The organism is Pseudonocardia sp. DSM 110487 (assembly GCF_019468565.1).
Taxonomy (GTDB): Bacteria; Actinomycetota; Actinomycetes; order Mycobacteriales; family Pseudonocardiaceae; genus Pseudonocardia.
In genome coordinates this window covers 9,086,284-9,107,450 of record NZ_CP080521.1, presented here as the reverse complement: position 1 = coordinate 9,107,450, position 21,167 = coordinate 9,086,284, and the positions used below count along the sequence as shown (strand labels likewise).

The window sequence follows — 21,167 nt, the reverse complement described above, 5'->3', positions numbered from 1 at the left end:
GTGACTGCCGTCACCAGACCAGGTCAGAGCGGGTGCGGGAGCCGTCGCTAGGGTCGGCGAGGCAGCGGATTTCGCGGGCCAGGCGCCCGTGACGCACAGCGGAGTGGGCAGGGAGACCCGAGTGGACCTCTACGAGTACCAGGCGAAGGAGCTCTTCGCCGCGCACGGAGTGCCGGTCCTGCCGGGCCGCACGGTCGAGACGGCAGAGGAGGCAGGCGCCGCCGCGGCCGAGCTCGGCACGGCCGTGGTGGTGAAGGCCCAGGTGAAGACCGGTGGGCGCGGCAAGGCGGGCGGCGTGAAGCTGGCCGAGACGCCCGAGGAGGCGAAGGAGAAGGCCGCCGCGATCCTCGGCATGGACATCAAGGGCCACACCGTGCACCAGGTGCTGGTCACCGAGGCCAGCGACATCGCGGAGGAGTACTACTTCTCGTTCCTGCTGGACCGCTCGAACCGCACGTTCCTCGCGATGTGCTCGGCCGAGGGCGGCATGGAGATCGAGCAGCTCGCCGTCGAGCGCCCGGAGGCGCTGGCGCGGGTGCCGATCGACTCGATTGCGGGAGTCGACCGCGCAAAAGCCGCCGACATCGTGGCCCAGGGGAAGATCCCTGCCGCCGTCGCCGACCAGGCCGCCGACGTGATCGTCAAGCTGTGGGAGACGTTCGTCTCCGAGGACGCCACGCTGGTCGAGGTCAACCCGCTCGTGCGCGACCCGCAGGGCAAGGTCGTCGCGCTGGACGGCAAGGTCACGCTGGACGGCAACGCGGACTTCCGCCACCCCGGGCACGCCGACCTGGTGGACCAGCGCACCGAGGACCCCCTCGAGGCCAAGGCGAAGGCGAAGGACCTCAACTACGTCAAGCTCGACGGCGAGGTCGGCATCATCGGCAACGGCGCCGGCCTGGTCATGTCCACGCTGGACGTGGTGGCGTACGCCGGGGAGAAGCACGGCGGGGTGAAGCCGGCGAACTTCCTGGACATCGGCGGTGGCGCCTCGGCCGAGGTGATGGCGGCCGGGTTGGACGTGATCCTGGGCGACCCGGACGTCAAGAGCGTGTTCGTCAACGTGTTCGGCGGGATCACCGCCTGCGATGCGGTGGCCAACGGGATCGTCGAGGCGCTGAAGATCCTCGGCGACGCCGCCACCAAGCCGCTGGTGGTGCGGCTGGACGGCAACAACGTCCTGGAAGGCCGCCGGATCCTCGACGAGGCGAACCATCCGCTGGTCACCCAGGTGGACACGATGGACAACGCGGCCGACAAGGCCGCCGAGCTGGCCGCGGCAGGAGCCTGAGAGATGTCGATCTTCCTCAACGAGAACAGCAAGGTCATCGTCCAGGGCATGACCGGTGGTGAGGGCACCAAGCACACCACCAAGATGCTGGCGGCCGGTACCAACATCGTCGGTGGTGTGAACGCCCGCAAGGCCGGTACCACCGTGACGATCGGTGGCAAGGACCTCACGGTGTTCGGCACCGTCGAGGAGGCCATCAAGGAGACCGGCGCCGACGTCAGCGTCGTGTTCGTGCCGCCGCGGTTCGCCAAGGACGCGGTGATCGAGGCGATCGACGCCGAGATCCCCCTCGCCGTGGTGATCACCGAGGGCATCCCGGTCCACGACTCGGCCTACTTCTGGGCGCATGCCACGGCCAAGGGCAACAAGACGCGGATCATCGGCCCGAACTGCCCGGGGATCATCTCGCCGGGGAAGTCGAACGCGGGGATCATCCCGGCCGACATCGCCGGTGCCGGCCCGATCGGGTTGGTGTCGAAGTCCGGGACGTTGACCTACCAGATGATGTACGAGCTGCGGGAGTACGGCTTCTCCACCGCGATCGGGATCGGTGGTGACCCGGTGATCGGCACCACGCACATCGACGCACTGGCGGCCTTCGAAGAGGACCCGGACACCAAGGCGATCGTGATGATCGGTGAGATCGGTGGGGACGCCGAGGAGCGGGCCGCGGACTTCATCCAGGCGAACGTGACCAAGCCGGTCGTGGGCTACGTGGCCGGGTTCACCGCGCCGGAGGGCAAGACCATGGGCCACGCCGGGGCGATCGTGTCGGGCTCGGCGGGCACGGCCCAGGCCAAGAAGGACGCCCTGGAAGCGGCCGGGGTCAAGGTCGGCAAGACGCCGAGCGAGACGGCGCAGCTGATGAAGGACATCCTCGCGGGTCTGTAGGACCCGGCTCTGGATTGCAGCGAAGCCACCTTCCCGCAACCACCTTGCGGGAAGGTGGCTTCGCCGCAACAGGGGCACCCGCTCGTGGAGCGTGCACGGCGGGTTGCACGAGGTCGCCGACGCGGCACAGCGCTGATCGCCCGCCAGAACCGACACCCGTTCGATGGACTACGTTCGGTTGCACCGCCTGCGCCCGACCGCGGGAGTCCGCACGGAGGGAGATACTTCATGAGTCAGCAGCCGGGAGCCCAGGGGCCAGGGCAGCCCACGCCGTCCCCGTCGCCTGCGCCGCAGGCGTCCGGGTCGCCGGCCGTTCCTGCCCCGAGCTCCGAGTCGGCAACCACCGCGCCGGAGGATCCCCAGCTCGCTCCCGGCCCGGCCAGGCTGCTGGTGCTCGCCACCGCCGGGCTCGGTCTCGTGATCTACGTGCTCGGCTTCATCGAGGCCGGGCTGTCCGGCAGCCTCATCGGCTTCTTGCTGCTCGGCGGCGGGTTGCTCGCAGGCGCGGCGTTGCTGCCCAAGGTGGGGCGAGTGCTCGTGCCCGCCGCGGTGATCGTGGTCACCGGCACGTTGTTCCTGCTACAGGCCGTGGCCCAGGGCGGAGCATCCACCACCGCCATCATCGCGCTGGTGCTGGCGTTCCTCCAGGCAGTGGCCGTGATCGGTGCGGTGCTGCTCGACGCGGGCCTCGTGAAGGCGCCCGCCCCTCGGCCGCGTGCGCCCCAGGGATACGGCCAGCCGGGCGGCTACAGCCAGTACCCGCCGGGGTACGGCCAGCCGGGCGGCTACGGGCAGTACGGGCAGCAGCAGGGTTACGGGCAGCAGGGTTACGGTGCGCCCGGCTACGGCCAGCCAGGGCAGTACGGGCAGCAGCCTGGATACGGGCAGGGGCAGCAGGGTTACGGTGCGCCCGGTGGTTTCGGGCAGCAGCAGCAGCCACAGGGCTCGTGGGCCCAGACCGACCCCGGCGCCCGCCCCGCAGGCGCGGCGCCGAGCTGGTACGGCGGCGGATCGGAGGGCGGGGACACCCCGAGCGCCCACGGTGGCCCCGTTCCCCACGGCGCGTCCGGCGAGCCCACGTCCGCCATCCCCCAGACGCCCGCACGCCCGGATAACGGCGACGCGGACAAGACCAGCGTCGACCAGACCCGGATCATCAAGCAGCCCGGCGAACGCCAGAACGGCCCGTCCAACCCGCCCGGCTAGGAGGGCGGTCCCTGCACACTTGCGGCGGGTGCCACCGGCCTCGGCGAGCCTGCTCCACCCGAGCGGGTAGCGCTGCAACCCTGGGCGGGTGACGAGCACCCTCGCCGGCACCGACCACGAACCAGCGCCCGACCCGGAGCCCGGCCTCGACCCGAGCGGGGTCGAGGGCCTCGACCGCCTGCGGCTGCTGCTGGCCGGAGCGATGGGCACCGTGCTGCTCAGCTACGCCCTGCTCGTGCCCGCGGCCGCCGTGGTGATCTTCACGGCGGGTGGCGCCGTCTCGATCGACGGCGCGTTCGCCGCCGCGATCCCGCTCTGGCTCGCGGCGCACCAGATCCCCCTCTTGCTGGAGGGCCAGCCGCTCAGCGTGCTGCCCTTGCTCCCGACAGCGGGCATCGCGGCGGTGATCGCGCTGGGCGCCGGCTGGACGGTGCGCAGGCTCGGCTGCCGGCCCCGGCACGACGCCGGTGCCGTGCTCGCGGCGGTCGCGGGCGCCCACGCCGCCGTCGCGGTACTGGGCAGCGCGTTGCTGCCGCGGGCGGCCGAAGTGGCGGTGGCGCCGTGGTCGGCGATGGTCGGGGGCGGACTGGTGTCCGGGCTGGCGGCCGCAGCGGGCGTGCTGCGGGCGTGCGGGTTGCCCGCTGACGCGGCGGCTCGGCCGCCCGGGTGGCTGCGTCCTGCGATGCGTGGAACGGCGGTCGCGGTGACCGGGCTGGCGTTCGTCGGATCTGCCGTTCTGCTGACGGGCCTTGTGGTGCAGGCGGGTGCGGTGGCGTCGGCCTACTCGCGGCTGGCCCCCGGCTTCGGGGCGGCGGTCGGTGTCACCTTCCTCGCGATCGCCTACCTGCCCAACGCCGTCGTCGGCGGGCTCAGCTGGGCTCTCGGCCCGGGGATCACGGTCGGCGCCGCCACGGCGTCGCCGTTCGTCACGAACAGCGCGGCGCCGTCGAGTTTCCCGCTGCTCGCCGCGATGCCGAGCGGTGTGCCACCGGTGTGGGTGCTCACGGTGTTCCTGCTGCCGATCGGCGTCGGCCTGCTCGCAGGACTCACGTCCCGCCGCGCGGCGCCCGACGGGTACCAGTTCTCGGCGGCCGTCGCCACCGCCGTCGCCACGGCCGCGCTGACAGGGCTGCTCGCGTTCCTGACCGGCGGCCGGCTGGCCACCGGCCCGTTCGACCCGGTGCGGCTGCCCGTCGAGCTGCTCGTGCCCGCGGTGCTGTTGTGGGTCGGGGTGCCCATCATGCTGGTAGCGGTGCTCCGGTCGAGCCAGAGCGGCACTGGATCGAGCGGGGCTCAGGCGTCACACGCCGATGCCGGACCCGAGCGGGCTGATGATGACCCGGCAGAGGCCGGTGAGATCGTGGTCGACGCCGCCGGTGAATCCGATGCCGAGGCCGCCGATCCTCCTGACGCCGATCCCCCTGACGCCGATCCCCCTGACGCCGAGCGCGCGGGCGACGACATCGAAGCCGAAGCCGAAGCCGACCGGGCCGAGGATGCCGGGACCGGCGGTGGAGAGGAACACGCCGAACGCGACGATGAGGTCGACCGCGATGGAGCCGTCGAGGCCGAGACCGACCCGGCGGAGGGCGAGCGAGCCCCGGCCGAGGTCGACTCGGCCCGGACCGGCGACAGCAGGCCAGAGGCACCGTCCGGCACTGAGGCCGACCGGACACCTGCGGCAGGCAACGACTCGCGTGACCCGTCGCAGGCACGCGGAAGGGGCGAGCGGGCGAAGAGCCGCCCGGCCCGGCGCGGCGCGCAGCGCCGCCACGACGACGACGCTCCCGACCGGGCCACACCCCGCCGCGTCCCAGCCGCCCGTCGTGCTTCCGAGCTGGTCGAGCGCCCGTCGCGCCGTCGGTGGTGGCGGCGGACCGAGCCACAGGTGGTGGAGACGCAAGCGGCGGCCGTTCCGGAGCAGCGCGGTCCGAAGACCGTGGCCGAGCTCGTCGCCCAGCGCGCCGAGGAGTCCGCTGAGCGGGATGGGCGCGAGCCTCGGAAGGGCAACTGACGGTCCGAAGGCGGTGTGACCTGCACCGCCGCCTACGCTGAACACCGTAAGAGGCGATTCCCTGACCCCTCGAGGAGCTCTCGCGTGCCCGCGTCGCAGCGCCGTTCGTACCGGGTCGAGATCCCCGTTCCCGCCCGGGTCGTCGTGCTCGTGTCCGGGTCGGGCACGTTGCTACAGGCACTCCTCGACGCGGCCGCGGAGCCCGGATTCCCGGCGCGCGTGGTGGCCGTCGGGGCCGACCGCGACGGCATCGAGGGCCTCGAGCGCGCTCGTCGAGCCGGGATCCCGGCCTTCACGGTGCGGGTCGCCGATCACGCCGACCGCGCGGCATGGGATGCCGCCATGGCCAAGGCCGTCTCCGAGCACCGCCCCGACCTCGTGGTGAGCGCGGGCTTCATGAAGATCCTGGGTCCGGGTTTCCTCGCGAGCGTCGGCAGCCCGATGATCAACACGCACCCCGCGCTGCTGCCGGCGTTCCCCGGAGTCCGGGGGGTGGCCGACGCGCTCGCATACGGGGTGAAGGTCACCGGCGCCACCGTGCACATCGTCGACGACGGCGTGGACACCGGCCCTGTGCTCGCCCAGAGCGCGGTGCCCGTCGAGCCCGGTGACACCGTCGACACGCTGCACGAACGCATCAAGATCGAGGAGCGGCGGCTGCTGGTCGGCACCGTCGCCGCGTTGGCCCGGGAAGGGGCCACCGTGACCGGACGAGAGGTGACCATTCCGTGACCGAGCGCCGCCCCGTACGCCGGGCCTTGATCAGCGTGTACGACAAGACCGGGCTCACGGAGCTCGCCGCGGGCCTGCACGCGCTCGGCGTCGAGATCGTCTCCACCGGCTCCACCGCGCAGCGGATCGCCGACTCCGGGGTTCCGGTCACGCCCGTCGAGGAGCTCACCGGGTTCCCCGAATGCCTGGACGGGCGCGTGAAGACGCTGCACCCGCGCGTGCACGCGGGCCTGCTCGCCGACACCCGCAACCCGGCGCACGTGGCCCAGCTCGAGGAGCTGGACATCGCGCCGTTCGACCTGCTCGTGTCGAACCTGTACCCGTTCACCGAGACGGTGGCATCGGGCGCGACGCCCGCGGAGTGCGTCGAGCAGATCGACATCGGTGGGCCCGCGATGGTCAGGGCGTCGGCGAAGAACCACGACAGCGTTGCCGTCGTCGTCGAGCCCGGGCGGTACGAGTGGGTGCTGGAGCACGTCAAGAACGGCGGCTTCGCGCTGGAGGACCGGCGGCTGCTGGCCGCGGCCGCATTCCGGCACACCGCGACGTACGACGTGGCCGTGGCGTCCTGGATGGGCAGCGTGTTGGCCCCAGAAGCGGACGCCGGGGTGTTCCCGTCGTGGGTGGGCGCCACGTGGGACCGCGCCGCCAACCTGCGCTACGGCGAGAACCCGCACCAGCAGGCTGCCCTGTACGTCTCGGGGCGGCCCGGCCTCGCGGCGGCCGAGCAGCTGCACGGCAAGGAGATGTCCTACAACAACTACGTCGACGCCGACGCGGCCTGGCGCGCGGCGCACGACCACGACGGCCCGTGCGTCGCGATCATCAAGCACGCCAACCCGTGCGGCATCGCGGTGGGCGCCGACGTCGCAGAGGCGCACCGGCGCGCGCACGCCACTGACCCCGTCAGCGCGTTCGGGGGCGTGATCGCGACGAACACCGAGGTGAGCGTCGCGATGGCCGAGCAGGTCGCGGAGGTGTTCACGGAGGTCGTGGTGGCGCCCGGCTACGCGGACGGCGCGCTCGAGGTGCTCACCCAGAAGAAGAACATCCGCGTGCTGAGGCTGCCGGACGCCGTCGAGCGGCGGGGTGCCGAGCTGCGGCCGATCTCGGGCGGGCTGCTGCTGCAGCAGCGCGACGCCGTGGATGCCGCGGGTGACGACCCGGCGACGTGGACCCTCGCCACCGGTGAGCCGGTGCCGGACGACGTGCTCGCCGATCTCGCGTTCGCCTGGCTGGCCTGCCGGTCGGTGAAGTCGAACGCGATCCTGCTGGCGTCAGGTCGCGCGGCGGTCGGGATCGGGATGGGGCAGGTCAACCGGGTCGACTCGTGCCGGCTCGCGGTGCAGCGCGCCGGTGACCGCGCTCGTGGTTCGGTCGGGGCCTCCGACGCGTACTTCCCGTTCGCAGACGGGCTGGAGGTGCTGCTCGAGGCGGGCGTGCGGGCCGTCGTGCAGCCGGGTGGCTCGGTTCGCGACCAGCTGTCGATCGACGCGGCGGCCGCGGCGGGCGTGTCCATGTACTTCACCGGCACCCGGCACTTCGCGCACTAGGCACGGCCTAAATGCGTGGCGGGCGCGTGCCATGATCATGAGGTGAGCACCGCCACGCACACCGAGCACGGCAACGGGCAGGTCGCCCGGGCCGGTGAGATCCTGCGCACTGTCGTCGGGTCGGGCGTGCACGGCATCGCGATCCCCGGCACCGACGACCACGACGAGATGGGCGTGTTCGTCGAGCCCGCCGAGTGCGTCCTGGGTCTCGCGCCGCCGGTGCCCCACTACGTGTGGCGCACGCAGCCGGAGGGCGCGCGCTCGGGCCCGGGCGACACGGACCTTGTCATGTACTCGCTGCGGAAGTACCTGCGGCTGGCCACCAAGGGCAATCCGACGGCGCTGCTGCCGTTCTTCGCGCAGGCCGACGCCGTGCTGGTGCTCACCCCGCTCGGCGAGGAGCTGCGCGCGCTGGCGCCCGCCGTGCTCTCGCAGCGCGCGGTGCGGCGGTTCCTCGGCTTCATGAACTCGCAGCGGGAGAGGCTCCTCGGCAGGGGGAAGGCGCCGAACCGCCCCGAGCTGGTGGCGAAGTACGGCTACGACGTCAAGTACGCCTCGCACGCGCTGCGGCTCGCGTTCCAGGGGCGGGAGGTCCTGCGCGACGGCCGCCTCACGCTGCCGATGCCCGCCGCGGAGCGCGAGGAGGTGCTGCGCGTCAAGTCCGGTGGCGTCCCCGAACTGGCCGACGTGCTCGATCGCATCGCGGCCGTGCAGGCCGAGATCGAGGAGCGGCTCGATGCGGGTCGTACGCCCCTGCCTGCCGATCCCGATCTCGACAACGTCTCGACGTGGGCCACCGCCGCGCACCGTCGGCACTGGGGCTGGGCCTGAAACCGGTCGCGCCCATCGGTAGCATGATCGCCATGGGTGCAACAAGGCCGTGGCGCGACGCTCGGGCGCCACGCAGCTGATCTCTTTTTCCACGCTGCGCGCGCCCGATCCGGATTCCCCATCCCGATCGATGCGAAGCGCAGGTCATCCATGCCCTCGTCCTCCCGCCGTGCCGTCGGCGGCCGGCACGAACTCGGCCAGAATTTCCTCGTCGACCGTCGCGTGGTCGCGCGCATCGCCGCGCTCGTGCCACCCGGCCCCGTACTGGAACTCGGCGCGGGCGACGGCGCGCTGACGCGGCAACTCGCCGTGCGCACGGACGCCGTCACCGCCGTCGAGCTCGACCCCGCCCGGGTCGCCGGGCTGCGCAGGGCCCTCGGCGGGCGCGTCCGGGTCGTGCACGGCGACATGCTGCGGTTCCGGCCGGCCGCCCGGAACGTCGTCTCCAACGTCCCGTTCGGGGTCACGACCCCGGTGCTGCGCCACCTGCTCCGGCAGCAGGCCTGGACCACCGCCGTGCTCCTGCTGCAGTGGGAGGTGGCGCGCAAGCGCGCCGCGGTCGGTGGCACCACGCTGCTCACGGCGAGCTGGTGGCCTTGGTACGAGTTCGACCTCGCGGGCCGCGTGCCCGCGTCGGCGTTCCGGCCGCGGCCGAGCGTCGACGGCGGGATCCTCCTGATCCGCAGGCGGGAGGTACCGCTGGTCCCGCTCGCCGAGCGCGGGGCCTACCAGCGGCTGGTGCGGGAGGCGTTCAGCGGGGACAGGCTGTTCCCCGCGATCCGGCAGCGGGTGCCCGCCGCCCACCGATGGCTGACGGCGCAAGGCCTGACCAAGTGGGCTCGTCCGAGCGAGCTGACCGCCGAGATGTGGGCGTCCCTCCACTCGTGTGATCGGGCTTGAGGGCGGCGCGGCCGCACGCTAGTATCGAACACACGTTCGAAGATGCTGCCTTCCCCGCGGCCTGAACCCTTGCGGAGGCATGCGTGGGTGCACTTGCTGTCGCGGATCGGCTCGAGCTCGCCCGCGGGTTGCTGCGACGCATGGAGGACCGGTCGACAGCGGTGCGACCGGCGCCCGAGGCCGACGGCCGGGTGCTCCCCGTCGCCGAGCCCCTGGCGCGGTTGCTGCCGGCGGGCGGGCTGCGCCGCGGGTCCACGGTCGCTCTCCCGCATGCCTCCGGTTCCACGTCGTTGCTGCTCGCGTTGCTCGCGGAGGCGTCGGCCGATGGAGCGTGGGCGGCCGTGGTCGGCAAGCCGGGGCTCGGGTTGGTGGCGGCCTCGGAGGCGGGGTTGCGGCTGGAGCGGCTCGCGCTGGTCCCCGATCCGGGACCCGATCTGATGGCCGTCGCCGTCGCTCTGCTCGACGGGATGGACGTCGTGGCGGTGGCGGGCGCCGAGCGGGCCGGGGTGCGCGCCGCCGAGCGGCAGCGGCTGGCGGCCCGGGCACGGCAGCGTGGTGCGGTGCTGGTGGCGCTCGGGGCATGGCCGGGGGCCGACCTCGAGCTGAGTTGCACCGACGCCTGGTGGCAAGGGCTGGGCGCAGGCGCAGGGCGGCTCGCGGCGCGGCAGGTCCGCGTACGGGCGCGCGGGCGGGGCGTGGCTCTCGGTGGGCGGTCGGCCGGGTTGCTGCTACCGGCGCCAGGGGGTGCGGTGGCCGCTGCCCCTGAGCCCGGTGTGGAGCGGATCCGCGGGCGCCTCTCCGCCGAGCGGGTGGCGGGATGAGGGGCTCGGACGGCAGGGGCAGCGCGCCGAGCGCGGTCCTCGCAGACCCCACGGACCCTGCGAGGACCACACCTGGCGCGCGGGTGGCCGACGATCCTGAGCCCGCCGGGGTCACGCGCGTGCTTGCGCTGTGGTCGCCCGACTGGCCGGTCACCGCCGCGGCCATGGCGGCGCACGTTCCACCCCACCTGCCGGCGGCGGTGGTCGTGGCCAACCGGGTGCTGGCGTGCTCGGCGGTGGCGAGGGCGCAAGGGGTGCGGCGCGGGCTACGCAGGCGGGAGGCGCAGGCGCGCTGCCCCGACCTCGCGGTGCTCGCCCGCGACCCCGACCGCGACGCCCGAGCGTTCGAGCCGGTCGTCGCCGCCGTCGAGGAGCTGGCGCCGGGGGTGGAGGTCGTCCGGCCCGGGCTGGTGGCGCTGACCGCGCAGGGCCCCGCGGGCTGGTTCGGCGGGGAGCAGGAGGCCGCGGAGGCCCTCGTCGACCACGTCGCCGCGCGCACCGGCGTCGAGAGCCAGGTGGGGGTGGCCGACGGGCTGTTCGCGGCGGTGCTCGCAGCCCGGCGGGCCCTCGCCGTCGCGCCGGGCGACACCCCGGCCTTCCTGGCCCCGCTCGGCGTCGAGGAGCTGGACCGCGAGCCCGACGTCGACCGCTCCGAGCTGGTCGGCCTGCTGCGCAGGCTCGGGCTGCGCAGCCTGGGGGCATTCGCCGTGCTCGACGCCGAGGACGTCGCCTCCCGGTTCGGGGCCGACGCCGTGCACTGCCACCGGCTCGCGCGCGGCCTCGACCCGCGTCCTCCGGTGCGCCGCGCCCCGCCGGAGGAGCTCGCCGTCGAGATCGAGCTGGACCCGCCCGTCGACCGGGTCGACGCCGCTGCCTTCGCCGCCCGCGGGCTCGCCGAGCGGCTGCACCGCACGCTCGCCTCGCACGGCCTCTCGTGCACCCGGCTCGGCGTCGCAGCTCACACGGTGGGCGGGGAGGAGCTGCATCGGATCTGGAGGTGCGCCGAGCCGCTCACCCCGGCCGGCACGGTCGACCGCGTCCGCTGGCAGCTGGACGCCTGGCTCACCCGCCGCAGGCGCTCCGGCGACCTGCCCGACGAGGCGGGCGACGGCGCGGTGGCCCGCCTCCGGCTGGTGCCGGAGGAGACCGTCACCGCGGGGGCCCTGCAGCTGGGCCTGTGGGGCGACGTCGGCGAGTCCGACGAGCGCGCCGGGCGCGCGCTGGTGCGGGTGCAGGCGCTGCTCGGGCCGGAGTCGGTGGTCACCGCGGTGCTGGTGGGCGGGCGGGACCCGGCGGAGCAGGTCCGTCTCGTCCCGTGGGGCGACGACCGCGGCGTTGGCCCCGACCTCGGATCACACTCCCGTCCGATAGATCTGGACGCGAATGTCGTTCACCCGAAGGGGGAGGAGCAGACCTGGGCGAGCTCGGGCCCGCTCGTCGCCCCTGCCGGGTGGCCGGAGGACGTCGTGCGTCGCACCGGCCGGGTTTCCGCGGCCGACCTGCCCGAGGCGGAGCGCCTGCGCACCACCAACCGGCGAAGGCGCGTCCCGACGCCCCGCCGCCCCACCGGCCGGTCCGCTCCCCGCGAGCCACCGCCCTCGTGGCCCGGGCGGCTCCCCGCGCCATCACCGGCCACGGTGCCGCCGCAGCCCCTCCCGGCCGAGCTGATCACCGCCGACGGCAGCCCCGTCCTGCTCCGCGCGCCCGACCTGCTCTTCGGGTTGCCGGCGTCCGTCGCGGTCGACGGCGGCGCGCCGCGGCGCGTGGACGGGTGGGCCGGACCGTGGCCGGTGCAGCAGCGCTGGTGGGCGCCGGGCAGCGCGGAGTCGAGCCGCCTCCAGGTCACCCTGGACGACGGCGATGCCCTGCTGCTCCTCTTCCGGGAGGGGAGGTGGTGGATGATCGGCGAGTACGACTGAGACTGCAGCTCCCGGCACGCGGCGCACGCTTTCAGCGGCGCGCCTCGTTTCGGCCGGCGCCCCGCGTCTCCGCCGACGCCCCCCGTCGACGGGTCGCATGGGCAGAGACGGGGTGCGCGAGCGGAGGAGAAGTCGTCGATGCCGGGGCGGCGGTCAGCCTGCCGCCAGCTCCTCCGTGGAGAGCGCGAAGCGGGCCAGGGTGGCGGCCAAGGCGTCGGTGTTGCGGTCGAGGGCGGTGCGGTCGATCGTGTCCAGGCGGTCGCAGGCCTGGTGGTAGCAGCGGTCGTACGCCTCGCCCGCGGTGCCGCCCCATCGCTGCGCCTCCTCGGGCGACTTGATCTCCTCGGCGCCGGTGAACAACCCGCCCGAAGGGATTCCGCGCTCGATGAAGGGGCCGTAGTCGGAGCGGCCGCTGAAGTCGGTGCCTGCCGCCGGCACACCCGCGGCGGCAAGGCCTTCGACGAGCGCGCGCTCGATCGCGGCCGAGCCGCGCGGGCCGGGGCCGTCGCCCTCGTGGTCGGAGTCGTCACCGTCGTACACGAGGTAGCCGGCGTTCGGCGAGCCGACCATGTCGAGGTTGAGGTAGAGCGCGATCCGGTTGCGTTCCTCGTCGGGGAGCCCCTGCACGTACGCGGTGGAGCCCACCAGCCCGACCTCCTCCGCACCCCAGAAGGCGAACCGCACGGCGTTCGTCACCGGTGGCGACGCGCCGAGTCGCACCGCGGTCTCCAGCAGGGTGGCCACGCCGGAGCCGTTGTCGTTGATGCCGGGTCCCTCGGGCACGGAGTCGAGGTGCGCGCCCGCGACGACGACCTCGTCCGGGTTCCCGGTCCGGGTCTGGGCGAGCACGTTGCGGCTCGGGGTCTCCTGGATCGTGGTCACCAGCGTCAGCGTCACGTTCGCTCCGGCCCGGCCGGCCAGCGCGTCGCCCGCCGACCGGCTCACGCCGCCCGCGGGCACCACCCCGGTCGCCGACTCGCCGAGAGTGCCGTCGTCCAGCGGCCGGTCCTCGTTGTTGATCACGATCAGGGCGGCGGCACCGGCCGTGGCGGCGTGCGCGGCCTTCTGTGCGAACGGGCAGGTGCCTCGCCGGACGATGGCCACCGAGCCGGGGGTGACGGCGGCCGCGTCCGTCGGGTTGCAGCCTTCGCCCACCATCAGGGTGAGCGTCCCGGTGACGCCGCCCTCCGGCGTGGTGGGCGAGAACCCGAGTGCCGAGACCGCCACCTGCTCGCCGTCCACCACGAGCTGCTCCTGCCGCACCTCGAACCGCCGGGCGCTGAAGGTGGGCGTCTGCACGTCGTAGCCGGCGCCGCGCAGCACCCCCGCGACGTGGTCGACGCTCGCGTCGTAGCCCGGCGTGCCGAGCGCCCGGTTGCCGTTGTTGGCGTCGGCGATGCGCTGCAGCTCGGTGAGGTGCGTGAACGCGCCGTCCCCCGTGACTTCCTCGACGAGCTGGGACGGCAGCGTCGGATCGGGCGCGGGTGGTGCCGGTTGCGCGGGCGGCGCGGGGGCGGGTGCCCCGCACGCCATCGCCGTGACCGCAACCAGCACCAGAACGCACCGCATGCCGGCGAGTCTGCCCCTATCAGGCCACGGATGGGGGAGGCTCCGCCGCTCCCGTCATGATCGCCACCGCTTCGGTCATCGTGTGCGACTGCGGGGTGATCACCGCGGCGCGACGGCCGAGCCGCTGGATGTGGATCCGGTCGGCCAGCTCGAACACGTGCGGCATGTTGTGGCTGATGAGGATCACCGGAAGGCCGCGGTCACGGACGTCCCGGATGAGCTGCAGCACCCGGTTGCCCTCCTTGACGCCCAGTGCAGCCGTCGGCTCGTCGAGGATCACGACCTTGCTGCCGAACGCCGCCGACCGCGCAACGGCCACGCCCTGCCGCTGTCCGCCGGAAAGGCTCTCCACGGCCTGGCCGATGTTCTGCAGCGTGGTGATGCCGAGGTCGGTCATGTGCCGCTGCGCCTCCGACCGCATGTGCTTGCGGTCGAGCATGCGGAACACCGACCCGAGGATGCCCGGCTTGCGCTCCTCGCGGCCGAGGAACAGGTTGTCGGCGATGTCGAGCCCCGGCGCGACGGCGAGCGTCTGGTAGACGGTCTCGATGCCGGCCCGGCGAGCGTCCATCGGGCTGCGGAAGTGCACCGGCTCGCCGTCGAGGAAGATCTCGCCCGCGTCCGGGATGAGCGCCCCGCACAGCGCCTTGATCAGGCTGGTCTTGCCTGCGCCGTTGTCGCCGATGATCGCGAGGATCTCGCCGGGGTAGAGCTCGAGGTCCCCGCTCGCGATCGCCGTGACCGGCCCGTACCTCTTGACGAGCCCGCGCGCCTCGAGTACGGGCGTCCGAGTGGTCGTGCTGGGGGACGGAAAGCCGGCGGAGCTTGCGGAGCCGGCGGGGTGGGTAGGAGGGGTCATGCGCGGACCTTCCTGATCCACTGGTCGATGGACACGGCGACGAGCACCAGCAGGCCGATCGCGAAGCCCTGCCAGACGACGTCGACGCCGCCGAGCTGCAGGCCGTTCTGGAACACGCCGACGATGAGCGCGCCGACCAACGTCCCGAGCACGAGACCGCGGCCGCCGAACAGGCTCGTGCCGCCGAGCACGACGGCCGTGATGGAGTTGAGGTTGTACTCGATGCCGACGTTCGGGCTGGCCGACGCGAGCCGACCGATCAGAACCCACGCGCCGATGGCGTAGACGAGCCCGGCCACCAGGTAGACCGAGAACAGCACCCGGCCGGTGCGGATGCCGGCGAGACGGGCGGCCTCGATGTCGTCGCCGGTGGCGTAGACGTGCCTGCCCCATGCCGTGTAGCCCAGCGCGTAGTAGAAGAACGCGAAGAGCAGCAGCATGATGATCGACCCGTAGGTGATCCGGAGGTCGCCGAGCGAGAACGCCGTACCGGTCCACGTCATGAGCGACGGCATGTCCGTGCCACGGACGGTCTCGCTGCGCGACACCACCGAGTTCAGCGAGAAGAAGATCGAGAGCGTGCCCAGCGTGACGATGAACGGTGGCAGCGCGATTCGCGTCACCAGGAAACCGTTGAAGGCCCCCATCGCGGTGCCGCAGACGATCCCGGCCAGCAGGGCGGGCACGCCGGGCATGCCGAGATCGGTGGCCAGGTTGGCCATGATGATCGAGGAGAAGACGGCGATCGCACCGACCGAGAGGTCGATGCCTGCGGTGAGGATCACCAGCGTCTGACCCAGTGCGAGCACCGCAATCACCGTGACCTGCTGCAGCACCAACCCCAGGTTGGCCGCGGTCAGGAAGCGGTCGCTCACCAGCGAGAACGCGATGATCGCGAGCAGGAGCACGGCCAGCGGCCCGAGGATCGGGCGGGCGTGCAGCACGTGCTGGACCCGCTGCATCAGCGTCTCGGCCCGCCGCTCGTCGAAGCCGTGGGGCTGCGGCCCGGCCGCCGTGGCGACCGGGCCCTTCGCGTCGTCTGTCACCTGGATCAGCCCCAGCAGTTCTGCAGACCGAACGCCGTGTCCTGCGACTGAACGCCGGGCTGCGGCTCGTCCGTGATGAGGGTGACGCCCGTGTCGGTGAAGTCCTTGCCCGCGGTGGCCTGCGGCTTGGCGTCGTCCTTTGCGAACGCGGCGAGAGCCTCGACGCCCTGCGACGCCATCTTCAGTGGGTACTGCTGGGAGGTGGCCCCGATGATTCCGGCCTTGACGTTCTCGACACCCGGGCAACCGCCGTCGACGGAGACGATCTCGATGTCGTTCTCGCGGCCGGCGGCCTTGATCGCCTCGTACGCACCGGCAGCCGCCGGCTCGTTGATCGTGTAGACGAGGTTGATCGTCGGATCGCGCTGCAGCAGGTTCTCCATCGCCGTACGACCACCCTGCGGTTCGCCGTCGGTGACGTCGTGGCCGACGATGCGCGGGTCGGACTCGTCGCCGATCTGCGTGGGGTCGCCCACCTCGATCCCGAAGCCCTGGAGGAAGCCCTGGTCGCGCTGGACGTCGACGGTCGGCCGGTTGGGGGAGAGGTCGAGCATCGCGATCTTGGCCTGCTTGCCCTCTGCCTCGAACTTCGTCTTCGCCCACTGCCCGATGAGCAGGCCGGCCTGGAAGTTGTCGGTGGCGAAGGTGGCGTCGGCGGCGTCCGGCGGATCGGTCTGGGTGTCGAGCGCGATCACCATCAGGCCGGCCTGGCGCGCCCGGTCGAGCGTCGGGACGATCGCCGCCGAGTCGTTGGCCGTGATCAGGAAGCCCGCCGCGCCCGCGGAGATCAGGGTCTCGATCGCCTGCACCTGCGACTCGTTGTCGCCGTCCTGCTTCCCCGCGAAGCTCTGCAGCTCCACGCCCTGCGCGTCGGCCGCCTGCTGGGCGCCCTCGCGCATCTTGACGAAGAACGGGTTGGTGTCGGTCTTGGTGATGAGGCCGACGATCGGCCGATCGCCGCCGCCTCCTCCGCCCGACTCCGCCCCGCCACCGCACGCGGTGAGGGTGAGGGCCGCCGCGGCCCCGATGGCGAGCGCGGTGGCCCGTCTGCGGGCCGTCCCTGCCTTGTTCATCAGTACGACCTCTCGTCAGCATCGACGTGGGAGACAACGTTGTCCGCAAACCTTGGTACCCCAGGCGCTGGTCCACAAGGGCACTCGAGGCATTGGCAGGTAACGAAGCGGTCACGATGACAACGATGTCAACGCAGGAAGGTCCATGCTGGCCGCGCCGAGCGAGAGGGGACACTGGGGTGCAGAGCGTCCCGACGCGGCGCCGCCGGCCGACCATGCGTGACGTCGCCGAGCGCGCGGATGTCAGTCTCAAGACGGTCTCGCGCGTCGTCAACGACGAGCGGGGCGTCTCGGCCGCGCTGGCCGTCCGCGTGCAGCGGGCGATCGAGGAGCTGGGCTTCCGCCCCCACCCCGGTGCTCGCCTCATGCGCCGCAACGACGATCGGACGGCCGCGATCGCCCTCCTGCTCGAGGACGTCGCCAACCCGTTCTCGGCCGCCGTGCAGCGGGCCGTGGAGAACGAGGCGCGCGAGCGCGGTGTCGTCGTGTTCTCCGCGAGCATCGACGAGGACCCCGCACGGGAGCGCGCACTGGCCCGGGAGTTCGGTGCCCGCCGGGCCGACGGGCTGCTGCTCGCGCCCGCGGGCGACGACCAGTCCTACCTCGCCGACGAGCTCCCGTCCGGCACCCCGGTGGTCTGCGTCGACCGGGAGGCCCGCAACCTCGCCGTCGACTCCGTGATCACGACGAACGCGCTCGGCGCGGCGGAGGGCGTTCGGCACCTCGCCGCGGCGGGGCACCGGCGCATCGCGTTCCTGGGCGACCGGCGATCGATCCAGACGGCCGAGCAGCGCTACGCGGGCTACCGCGACGCCCTCGCGTCGCTCGGCCTGCCCCTCGATTCCACCCTCGTGCTCCACGACCTGCGGGAATCCGCCGACGCCGACGGCGCGGTCACCGCACTGCTCGCCCGATCCGACCCGCCCACCGCCCTGTTCACCGCGCAGAATCTGATCACGATCGGGGCGGTGCGGGCCCTGCGCAGGCTCGGCGCGGAGTGGTCCGTCGGGCTCGTCGGGTTCGACGACGTCCTGCTCGCCGACCTGCTCTCGCCCGGCATCACCGTCGTGGCGCAGGACGCGGCCGCGATCGGACGGACCGCGGCGACCCTGTTGTTCGCCCGCATCGCAGGCGACCCGAGCCCACCGGGCGTCCGCCTGGTCCCGACGACGCTGATCCGCCGGGGCTCGGGCGAACTCCCGCCCCGCTGATTCCGACGAGCGGCGCGTTCGTCGGATAGGTTCCGACGAACGCGCCGCTCGTCGGAACAGTGGCGGGCTTCACCCTGGCGTTCACGTCGGTGGCAAGGTTTAGCGTCGTTCCCGTGCGGATCAGCGAGCTGGGGCGGCGGGCCGGGGTGAGTCCCCGTACCTTGCGGCACTACGAGGAGCTTGGCCTGCTCGCGGCGCGGCGGCGGGCCAACGGCTACCGCGACTACGACGAGCGTGACCTCCAGCTCGTCACCGAGATCCGGTCGCTCGTCGACCTCGGGTTCGCACTCGAGGAGACGCGTCCGTTCGTCGAGTGCCTGCGTTCGGGCCACCCGACCGGCGCGAGCTGCCCGGACTCGCGCGCCGTGCAGCGCCGCAAGCTGGCCGAGGTGGACGAATGGCTCGCGCGCCTGCACGCCGTGCGCGAGGAGCTCGTGGCCCAGCTCGGCGATCCGCCCGTCCCACGCTGCTGCTTCTCGGAGGAGAACCCATGATCGTCACGGTGTCCGACGACACGTTCGACGAGCTCGTGCTAGGCGCCGAGCTGCCGGTTCTGCTGGACTTCACCGCCGACTGGTGCCCGCCGTGCAAGATGATCAAGCCGGTGCTCGCCGAGCTGGCCGATGAACTGGCGGGGCGGCTGGTCGTGGCCGAGCTCGACGTCGACGTCAACCCGCGCACGGCGCAGGCCGCGGGTGTGCTCGGGATGCCCACGCTCAACCTCTACGTGCGTGGGCGGGTGGCCACGCAGATCGTCGGCGCGCGCCCGAAGGCGGCGCTGCTGCGTGCGATCGCCGACCATCTTCCGGTGCCGGCAGCCTGACGAACTCCGTCGCCGCCGGGTCAGGATGCCGCTACCGTCCGTGACGTGGAGCTGCCGGACGTCGTGCGGGCGAAGGCGGAGCAGGCGGGCGCCGGCGCGTGGGTGACGGGGCTCCCCGAGCAGGTCGCCGGGCTGGAGCGGGACTGGGGCATCACGGTCGGCCGGGCGTACCCGGACCCGACCGAGGCCTACGTCGCCGAGGCCGAACTCGCCGACGGCACCCCTGCTGTCCTGAAGCTGCTCGTCCCGCGCCCAGGCCAGGCGGCCGACGAGATCACCGTGCTGCGGCTCGCCGATGGCGCCGGGTGCGTGCGGCTGCTCGCGTCGGACGTCGAGCGCAACGCATTGTTGCTCGACCGGCTCGGCCCGTCGCTGTACGAGCTGGGCCTGCCGATCGAGCGCCGCCTGGAGATCATGTGCGCGCTCGTGGCCCGGCTGTGGCGGCCCGCCCCGGACTCGGGCCTGCGCACCGGCGCGGAGAAGGGCCGGTGGCTCGTCGACTACATCCTGCACATGTGGCGCGACCTCGGCGGGCCGTGCTCGCGCGCGGCCGTCGACCACGCGCTCGTCTGCGCGGACCGGCGGATCGCCGCGCACAGGCAGGAGCGGGCCGTGCTGGTGCACGGCGACGTGCACCAGTGGAACACCCTGCAGACCCGCGACGGCGGGTTCGCCCTGGTCGACCCGGACGGCCTGCTCGCCGAGCCCGAGTACGACCTGGGCATCCTGATGCGTGAGGACCCCGCCGAGCTGATGGACGGCGACCCGCGCGAGCGCGCCCGGTGGCTCGCCGTGCGCACCGGCTGCGACCCGGTGGCGATCTGGGAGTGGGGCGTGGTCGAGCGGGTGTCGACGGGCCTGCTCGCCACGGCGATCGGCCTGCAGCCAGTCGGATCGCAGATGCTGGCGGCGGCCGACGCGATCGCCCGCACCTGATCTCGTCAGGGCGCCAGGCGGTGCAGGTCGCGGGGGAACAGCGCCGTCCGCCGGACGTTGTCCGCGTCGACCAGGCGGGCGACCCACCGCTCCAGCCCGATCGCGAACCCGCCATGCGGCGGCATGCCGTGCCGGAATGCCTGCAGGTACGGCTCGTACGCGTCGGTGGGTTCGCCCCGGTCGGTGAGCGCTCGCGCGTAGTCGGAGTACTCGTGCAGCCGCTGGCCCCCGGTCACGAGCTCAAGGCCCCGGAACAGCAGGTCGAAGGAGTTCGTGAAGCGCGGGTCGCCGGGTTCGGGATGCGTGTAGAACGGTCGCTTGCGCGCCGGGTAGCCCTCGACGGCCACGAAGTCCGACCCGTGCTCGTCCAGCGCCCACCGTCCGAGGCGCCGTTCGTGCTCGGGCGCCAGGTCGGGCTCGTCCGGGTCGGCGCCCACGAGCGTGAGCGCGTCCCGGAAGTGGATCACCGGGATCTGCTCGGGCACGGTGGGTAGGCGCGCGCCCGCGCCTGCCGCCTCCGTCCGGATCGTGTCGACCATCCCGGCGAGCACATCGCGCAGCACGGCGAGGACGTCGCGGTGGTCGGCGACGAAGCCGAGCTCCACGTCGAGCGACACGTACTCGGCCAGGTGCCGGGCCGTGTCGTGGGGTTCGGCGCGGAAGACCGGGCCCACCTCGTAGACCCGCTCGAACACCCCCACCATCATCTGCTTGTAGAACTGCGGGGACTGCGCGAGGTACGCGGGGCGGCCGAAGTAGTCGACGGTGAATACGGTCGCGCCCGACTCGGTGGAGCCGCTCACGAGCTTCGGCGTCTGGATCTCGGTGAAGCCGCGCTCGTCCAGCGTGCGGCGGAACCCGCGCAGCGACGCGGCCGCCAGCCGCCAGACCGCTGCCCGGGCCGGATGGCGCCAGGTGACGGGTGCGTGGTCGAGCAGCGTGGGCAGGCCCACGGCCAGTGCCGGACGCCAGAGCTCCACCGGCGGCGGGGCCGCTGAACCGAGCACGGTGATCCGCGGGTCGGTCAGCTCCGCGCCGCCGGGCGCCTTCGGGTTGGCGACCACCGTGCCCTCGACGGAGACGACGGTCTCCTCGCAGAGCTCGTCGAGCCGCCGGTGCGTCGCCTCGTCCCCGATGACGACCTGGGCGAGCCCGCTCCGGTCGCGGACCACGAGGAACGCGACCCGGGACAGCCGCCTGCGGCGGTGGACCCATCCCTTGACGATCGCGCGTTTCCCGATCCGCTGCGGCAGGTCGGCGGTGAGCGTGCGGGCCATCGGCACCTCCTCGGTCGGTCTCCCCGGGAGGTGTGGGCGATCGGGTCGCTCGCGGTGCCACCACACCTTCACCGACCGCGTCGGCGGCCGGCCTCGTTGCTGGTCGATGACGGTGACCGGCCGGGCGGCTCCGGGGTCGTCACGCCCGTCGTCGCCGCTGCGGCGCACGGTAGTGGGTGGGGCTCGGCGGGTCATCGGGATTACGCAGTGACCGG

Annotated in this window: 19 protein-coding genes; 14 read left to right on the top strand and 5 right to left on the bottom strand. The window is 73.1% G+C overall.

From position 1 onward, the window contains the following. Positions 1-121 precede the first annotated feature (121 nt). The 10 genes from sucC to K1T35_RS42750 all read left to right on the top strand — a co-directional run bounded on the left by sucC (position 122) and on the right by K1T35_RS42750 (position 12,158). The gene (sucC, locus tag K1T35_RS42795; RefSeq protein ID WP_220257365.1) at positions 122-1,291 is read left to right on the top strand and encodes an ADP-forming succinate--CoA ligase subunit beta; all 1,170 of its coding nucleotides are present in this window, start codon (positions 122-124) and stop codon (positions 1,289-1,291) included. A gap of 3 nt (positions 1,292-1,294) precedes the next feature. Further along, positions 1,295-2,182, top strand: coding sequence for a succinate--CoA ligase subunit alpha (gene sucD / locus K1T35_RS42790; RefSeq protein WP_220257364.1), 888 nt, complete (start codon positions 1,295-1,297; stop codon positions 2,180-2,182). Between the two features lie 228 nt (positions 2,183-2,410). Next, positions 2,411-3,388 carry a DUF5336 domain-containing protein gene (locus tag K1T35_RS42785; RefSeq protein WP_220257363.1) on the top strand — a complete coding sequence of 326 codons (978 nt, stop codon included), beginning with the start codon at positions 2,411-2,413 and terminating at the stop codon, positions 3,386-3,388. An 88-nt stretch (positions 3,389-3,476) separates the two neighbouring features. Beyond that, positions 3,477-5,402, top strand: coding sequence for a DUF6350 family protein (locus K1T35_RS42780; RefSeq protein ID WP_220257362.1), 1,926 nt, complete (start codon positions 3,477-3,479; stop codon positions 5,400-5,402). Positions 5,403-5,486: 84 nt separating this feature from the next. Next, positions 5,487-6,134 carry a phosphoribosylglycinamide formyltransferase gene (gene purN / locus K1T35_RS42775; protein ID WP_220257361.1) on the top strand — a complete coding sequence of 216 codons (648 nt, stop codon included), beginning with the start codon at positions 5,487-5,489 and terminating at the stop codon, positions 6,132-6,134. After that, on the top strand, positions 6,131-7,687 hold the full coding sequence (gene purH / locus K1T35_RS42770) for a bifunctional phosphoribosylaminoimidazolecarboxamide formyltransferase/IMP cyclohydrolase (protein ID WP_220257360.1): 1,557 nt from the start codon (positions 6,131-6,133) through the stop codon (positions 7,685-7,687). Before purN ends, purH begins: the two co-directional genes overlap by 4 nt. A 42-nt stretch (positions 7,688-7,729) precedes the next feature. After that, a complete protein-coding gene (locus tag K1T35_RS42765) occupies positions 7,730-8,518 on the top strand; it encodes a DNA polymerase beta superfamily protein (RefSeq protein ID WP_220257359.1) in 789 nt (262 codons plus the stop codon). A 150-nt stretch (positions 8,519-8,668) separates the two neighbouring features. Further along, complete coding sequence (gene erm / locus K1T35_RS42760; RefSeq protein WP_220257358.1) at positions 8,669-9,418, top strand: 23S ribosomal RNA methyltransferase Erm; 750 nt, start codon at positions 8,669-8,671, stop codon at positions 9,416-9,418. Positions 9,419-9,558: 140 nt separating this feature from the next. Then, complete coding sequence (locus K1T35_RS42755; RefSeq protein WP_255622764.1) at positions 9,559-10,239, top strand: hypothetical protein; 681 nt, start codon at positions 9,559-9,561, stop codon at positions 10,237-10,239. Positions 10,240-10,403: 164 nt separating this feature from the next. After that, on the top strand, positions 10,404-12,158 hold the full coding sequence (locus K1T35_RS42750) for a DNA polymerase Y family protein (protein ID WP_255622763.1): 1,755 nt from the start codon (positions 10,404-10,406) through the stop codon (positions 12,156-12,158). A 153-nt stretch (positions 12,159-12,311) separates the two neighbouring features. On the opposite strand, the gene K1T35_RS42745 is transcribed toward K1T35_RS42750, so the two are convergent. Genes K1T35_RS42745 through K1T35_RS42730 form a run of 4 tightly spaced genes read right to left on the bottom strand, consistent with a single transcriptional unit; the run spans position 12,312 to position 16,705 of the window. Then, complete coding sequence (locus K1T35_RS42745; protein WP_220257356.1) at positions 12,312-13,727, bottom strand: M28 family metallopeptidase; 1,416 nt, start codon at positions 13,725-13,727, stop codon at positions 12,312-12,314. A 19-nt stretch (positions 13,728-13,746) separates the two neighbouring features. Beyond that, a complete protein-coding gene (locus K1T35_RS42740; protein WP_220257355.1) occupies positions 13,747-14,586 on the bottom strand; it encodes an ATP-binding cassette domain-containing protein in 840 nt (279 codons plus the stop codon). Continuing rightward, positions 14,583-15,632, bottom strand: a complete 1,050-nt coding sequence (locus K1T35_RS42735; RefSeq protein ID WP_255621306.1) for an ABC transporter permease — start codon at positions 15,630-15,632, stop codon at positions 14,583-14,585. The genes K1T35_RS42740 and K1T35_RS42735 overlap by 4 nt, the downstream gene beginning before the upstream one ends. 5 nt (positions 15,633-15,637) lie before the next feature. After that, positions 15,638-16,705: a sugar ABC transporter substrate-binding protein gene (locus K1T35_RS42730; protein WP_220257354.1), complete on the bottom strand. Its 1,068-nt coding sequence runs from the start codon at positions 16,703-16,705 to the stop codon at positions 15,638-15,640. Positions 16,706-16,884: 179 nt separating this feature from the next. On the opposite strand from K1T35_RS42730, the gene K1T35_RS42725 reads away from it, so the two are divergent. The 4 genes from K1T35_RS42725 to K1T35_RS42710 all read left to right on the top strand — a co-directional run bounded on the left by K1T35_RS42725 (position 16,885) and on the right by K1T35_RS42710 (position 19,675). After that, positions 16,885-17,916 carry a LacI family DNA-binding transcriptional regulator gene (locus K1T35_RS42725; protein WP_370645251.1) on the top strand — a complete coding sequence of 344 codons (1,032 nt, stop codon included), beginning with the start codon at positions 16,885-16,887 and terminating at the stop codon, positions 17,914-17,916. 113 nt (positions 17,917-18,029) lie between these two features. Beyond that, positions 18,030-18,410 carry a MerR family transcriptional regulator gene (locus K1T35_RS42720; protein ID WP_220257353.1) on the top strand — a complete coding sequence of 127 codons (381 nt, stop codon included), beginning with the start codon at positions 18,030-18,032 and terminating at the stop codon, positions 18,408-18,410. Continuing rightward, positions 18,407-18,739 (top strand): co-chaperone YbbN, encoded by a 333-nt coding sequence (locus K1T35_RS42715; RefSeq protein ID WP_220257352.1) that lies wholly within the window; start codon positions 18,407-18,409, stop codon positions 18,737-18,739. Before K1T35_RS42720 ends, K1T35_RS42715 begins: the two co-directional genes overlap by 4 nt. A gap of 45 nt (positions 18,740-18,784) precedes the next feature. Continuing rightward, complete coding sequence (locus tag K1T35_RS42710) at positions 18,785-19,675, top strand: aminoglycoside phosphotransferase family protein (protein ID WP_220257351.1); 891 nt, start codon at positions 18,785-18,787, stop codon at positions 19,673-19,675. 5 nt (positions 19,676-19,680) lie between these two features. Here K1T35_RS42710 and aspS read toward each other — a convergent pair whose 3' ends face one another. Next, positions 19,681-20,952, bottom strand: coding sequence for an aspartate--tRNA(Asn) ligase (gene aspS / locus K1T35_RS42705; protein WP_220257350.1), 1,272 nt, complete (start codon positions 20,950-20,952; stop codon positions 19,681-19,683). Between the last annotated feature and the right edge of the window lie 215 nt (positions 20,953-21,167).

Bases quoted from the DNA above. Each gene is read 5' to 3' on its own strand.
- K1T35_RS42730 (WP_220257354.1), bottom strand. From the start codon at position 16,705: ATGAACAAGGCAGGGACGGCCCGCAGACGGGCCACCGCGCTCGCCATC.
- K1T35_RS42755 (WP_255622764.1), top strand. From the start codon at position 9,559: ATGGAGGACCGGTCGACAGCGGTGCGACCGGCGCCCGAGGCCGACGGC.
- sucD (WP_220257364.1), top strand. From the start codon at position 1,295: ATGTCGATCTTCCTCAACGAGAACAGCAAGGTCATCGTCCAGGGCATG.
- K1T35_RS42715 (WP_220257352.1), top strand. From the start codon at position 18,407: ATGATCGTCACGGTGTCCGACGACACGTTCGACGAGCTCGTGCTAGGC.
- K1T35_RS42745 (WP_220257356.1), bottom strand. From the start codon at position 13,727: ATGCGGTGCGTTCTGGTGCTGGTTGCGGTCACGGCGATGGCGTGCGGG.
- K1T35_RS42750 (WP_255622763.1), top strand. From the start codon at position 10,404: ATGGCGGCGCACGTTCCACCCCACCTGCCGGCGGCGGTGGTCGTGGCC.
- K1T35_RS42740 (WP_220257355.1), bottom strand. From the start codon at position 14,586: ATGACCCCTCCTACCCACCCCGCCGGCTCCGCAAGCTCCGCCGGCTTT.
- aspS (WP_220257350.1), bottom strand. From the start codon at position 20,952: ATGGCCCGCACGCTCACCGCCGACCTGCCGCAGCGGATCGGGAAACGC.
- K1T35_RS42785 (WP_220257363.1), top strand. From the start codon at position 2,411: ATGAGTCAGCAGCCGGGAGCCCAGGGGCCAGGGCAGCCCACGCCGTCC.
- erm (WP_220257358.1), top strand. From the start codon at position 8,669: ATGCCCTCGTCCTCCCGCCGTGCCGTCGGCGGCCGGCACGAACTCGGC.